Source organism: Mesorhizobium sp. M7A.F.Ca.US.007.01.2.1 (genome assembly GCF_003998165.1).
Lineage (GTDB): Bacteria > Pseudomonadota > Alphaproteobacteria > Rhizobiales > Rhizobiaceae > Mesorhizobium > Mesorhizobium ciceri.
This window is the reverse complement of sequence record NZ_RZQP01000393.1, coordinates 1-3176: the sequence shown is the minus strand read 5'-3', so window position 1 is coordinate 3176 and position 3176 is coordinate 1. Positions and strand designations below refer to the sequence as shown.

Sequence of the window (3176 nt, the reverse complement as noted above, 5' to 3'; positions counted from 1 at the left end):
GCTCCAAAAATCTGGGAAGGCCGGGCAATCGCCGGATTGGCTGCCGGACCCTGGCTTTCGACCGTCTCGAGCGGATCGCGCGCAATGTCCTCCGGCTCGACATCCTCATCGGTCAGCTGGTGCACGAAGGAGGAGTTGGCGCCGTTCTCCAGCAGCCGGCGCACCAGATAGGCCAGCAGATCGGAATGCGCTCCGACCGGTGCATAGATACGGCAGCGCGTGCCTTCGGACCGTCGCACCGTCTCGTGCAGCGCCTCGCCCATGCCGTGCAGGCGCTGGAACTCGAAGGAATCGCGGTTATTATCAGCCATCGACAGGATGGCGGCGACGGTGTGGGCATTGTGGGTGGCGTACTGCGGGTAGATGCGGTCGGTCATGCCAAGCAGCTTCTTGGCGCAAGCCATGTAGGAGACGTCGGTGTTGGCCTTGCGGGTGAAGACGGGATAGCCGGTGAGTCCCAACGTCTGCCCCCGCTTGATCTCGGTGTCCCAATAGGCGCCCTTGACCAGCCGAACCATGATGTTGCGGTCGTATTTCTTGGCCAGCGCATAGAGCCAGTCGATGGCGAAGGCCGCGCGTGGCCCATACGCCTGCACCACCACGCCAAACCCGTTCCAGCCGGCAAGTTCCGGCTCGGCCAGCACCCGCTCGATGACGTCGAGCGATAGATCGAGGCGGTCGGCCTCCTCGGCATCGATGTTGAGACCCATGCGCGAATGGCGCGCGGCCAGCGCCAGCGACAAAAGCCGCTCGGCCATCACAGGCAGCATCTCGTCCTTCTGCGCCACCTCGTAACGCGGATGCAGCGCCGAAAGCTTGACCGAGATGCCGTGGTTCTGCCTGATGTCAGGACCGTTGGAGCCGGAATCGAGCGACGAAATCGCGTCAGCATAGGCCTTGTGATAGCGCAAGGCGTCGGCCTCGGTGCGGGCCGCCTCGCCCAGCATGTCGAAAGAATAGAGATAACCCTTCTGGGTCATCGGCCGGCCGCGCTTGACGGCTTCAGTGATGGTGCGGCCGAGCACGAACTGCTCGCCCATCTCGCGCATGGCGGCGGCCACCGCCTTGCGGATGACCGGCTCGCCCAGCCGCCGCACCATAGAACGCAGCGTGCCCTCGATGCCGCCCTCGCCTTCGTCGAGGACGCGGCCGGTCAGCATCAGCGCCCAGGTCGAGGCGTTGACGAAGATGGAGCTCGAACCGCCCGAATGCGCCGACCAGTCGTGCGGCGCGATCTTGTCGGCGATGAGGTCGTCCATCGTCTCGGTATCGGGCACGCGCAGCAGTGCCTCGGCCAGGCACATCAGCGCCACGCCTTCCTTGGTGGAGAGACCGTACGCGGAGAGGAAGACTTCCATCAGCCTTGGATCCGACGAGCCGCGCACCGCGCGCACCAGATCGGCGGCGCGAGCCGAGATCGCCTTGCGGTCTTTCCCGGAGAGCCCCGTCGCCTCGGCAAGCCGCTTCACGGCCTCGTCTTCGTCGGGCAGGTAGTTGGCGCGGATCTGCTGGCGGATGGCATCGAGCGCTGGCATGGCGGTCCCGTGGATCGAGCAAAGGGGATCGGGCCGGCGGTCACCGGACCGAATGGCGCAAGCTAGCACAAGTGCAAAATTTCGGCCGGTCCAAAGAAATCGACATTGCAGGTCATTCGATCTATCCTAGCGGCATATAATTGACATTTGGACTGCGATTTCGATGACAGAAGACCAATTGGACCGCATAGATCGGAATATCCTGGCCGCACTTGCAAGCGATGGCCGGCTTTCCATGTCAGAACTAGCCGCAAAGGTCGGCCTGTCGAAGACGCCGGTGCAGGCGCGGGTGAAGCGGCTTGAGAAGGACGGCTATATCAGAGGCTACCAGGCGATCGTCGACCGCGAGCGCATGGGCGAAGGCCATGTCGCATTCGTCCAGGTGAAATTGTCCGACACCAGATCCGCCGCGCTCGACGCCTTCAACCGGTCCGTACAGGCTGTGCCGGAGATCGAACAGTGCCACATGATGGCATCGAGCTTCGATTATCTGCTGAAAGTCCGCACCAGGGACATCGCCGCCTACCGCCGCGTCCTCGGCGAGCGCATCTCGGCCCTGCCCCATGTCGCCCAGACCTCGACCTTTGTGGCGATGGAGACCGTGAAGGATCGGTAGATCACTCCGAAAGCGTCTTCAAGAACGCCACCAGAGCAGCGCGTTCTCGGTCTGAAAGCTCCAACGGGTGAACCTCTGATACCCCTTCGACGCTGGGCGCGGCCTTCGCATAGTGCGCCACGACCTCGTCGAGCGACGAAAACTGCCCGGCATGCATATAGGGCGGTCGCGTTGCCGCACCGCGCAGAGACGGCGTCTTGTAGGCGCGGATGAGTTGTGGCGCATTCTTGACCATGAAGCGCAGTTCGCCGCAGGCGGCAACCTCGCCGTCCCGATAGGCGCCAAGGCAGTTGAACGGGTCGGCCTCGACTTGGTGCACGGCATCGATGCGGCCGCGATCCGGCGGCAGGCCCGCAACAGGCGGCACGCCGGTGTTGTGAAAGCTGTTGTCGGTGAAGCGCGGGCCGTTGTGACAGGTCACGCAATTGGCCTTGCCGATGAACAGTTTAAGCCCAAGGATTTCTTGTTTGGAAAAGACAGCATCGCCCTTCGGCTCGGCACCGGTGGCGAGGTCCAGCGCAAAGCGGTCGAAGCGCGCTGGCGTGGGCGCGATCGAGCGTTCGAAGGCGGCAATCGCCTTGCCGATATTGACGAAGACACCGTTGATGGCGTCGCGCTGCGCGCTGCTCATGGCATTCCAGGCTGCTTTCTCGGCATCGTTTCCAAGTGGGCTGGCATTCAACGGCATGCCGGAAAAATCGGGCAGCGGCCCAAAAATGCGCTCATAGCGCTCGCCGAAGCGCGCCTTGATGTAATGCGCGTAGGCAGCGCGGTTTCCCGCCTGCTCCAGTGGATTTTCGAGCGGCGTCAACGCTTGCGCCCACAGGCTGTCGCGACGGCCATCCCAGAAGAACCAGGGATCGTGCGCCACGCCGGCCAGCGGCATGGTGCGCCGGTTGGTGTGGCCGACGCCGACCGCCTGCGGCAGGTCGTCCTGGAACTGGCGGTCGATCTTGTGGCAGGTCGAACAGGATACCGACCCGTCACCGCTCATGCCCTGATCGAAGAACAGCGTCGAGCCGAGT

General features: G+C 63.6%; 3 protein-coding genes. 1 reads left to right on the top strand and 2 read right to left on the bottom strand.

The genetic code is table 11. The annotated features are described in order from the left end of the window. A partial coding sequence (locus tag EN949_RS34175; RefSeq protein WP_206534999.1) for a proline dehydrogenase family protein occupies nt 1-1535 on the bottom strand: 1535 nt, incomplete at its 3' end. Between the two features lie 163 nt (nt 1536-1698). On the opposite strand from EN949_RS34175, the gene EN949_RS34170 reads away from it, so the two are divergent. Continuing rightward, complete coding sequence (locus EN949_RS34170) at nt 1699-2151, top strand: Lrp/AsnC ligand binding domain-containing protein (protein WP_013531233.1); 453 nt, start codon at nt 1699-1701, stop codon at nt 2149-2151. 1 nt (nt 2152) lies between these two features. Here the strand turns inward: EN949_RS34170 and EN949_RS34165 are convergent. After that, nucleotides 2153-3176: cytochrome c peroxidase (locus tag EN949_RS34165; protein ID WP_127371952.1), on the bottom strand; the 1024-nt coding region annotated here is incomplete at its 5' end.

Excerpts from the sequence above, each read along its gene's own strand:
- EN949_RS34170 (WP_013531233.1), top strand. The coding sequence starts at position 1,699 with ATGACAGAAGACCAATTGGACCGCATAGATCGGAATATCCTGGCCGCA.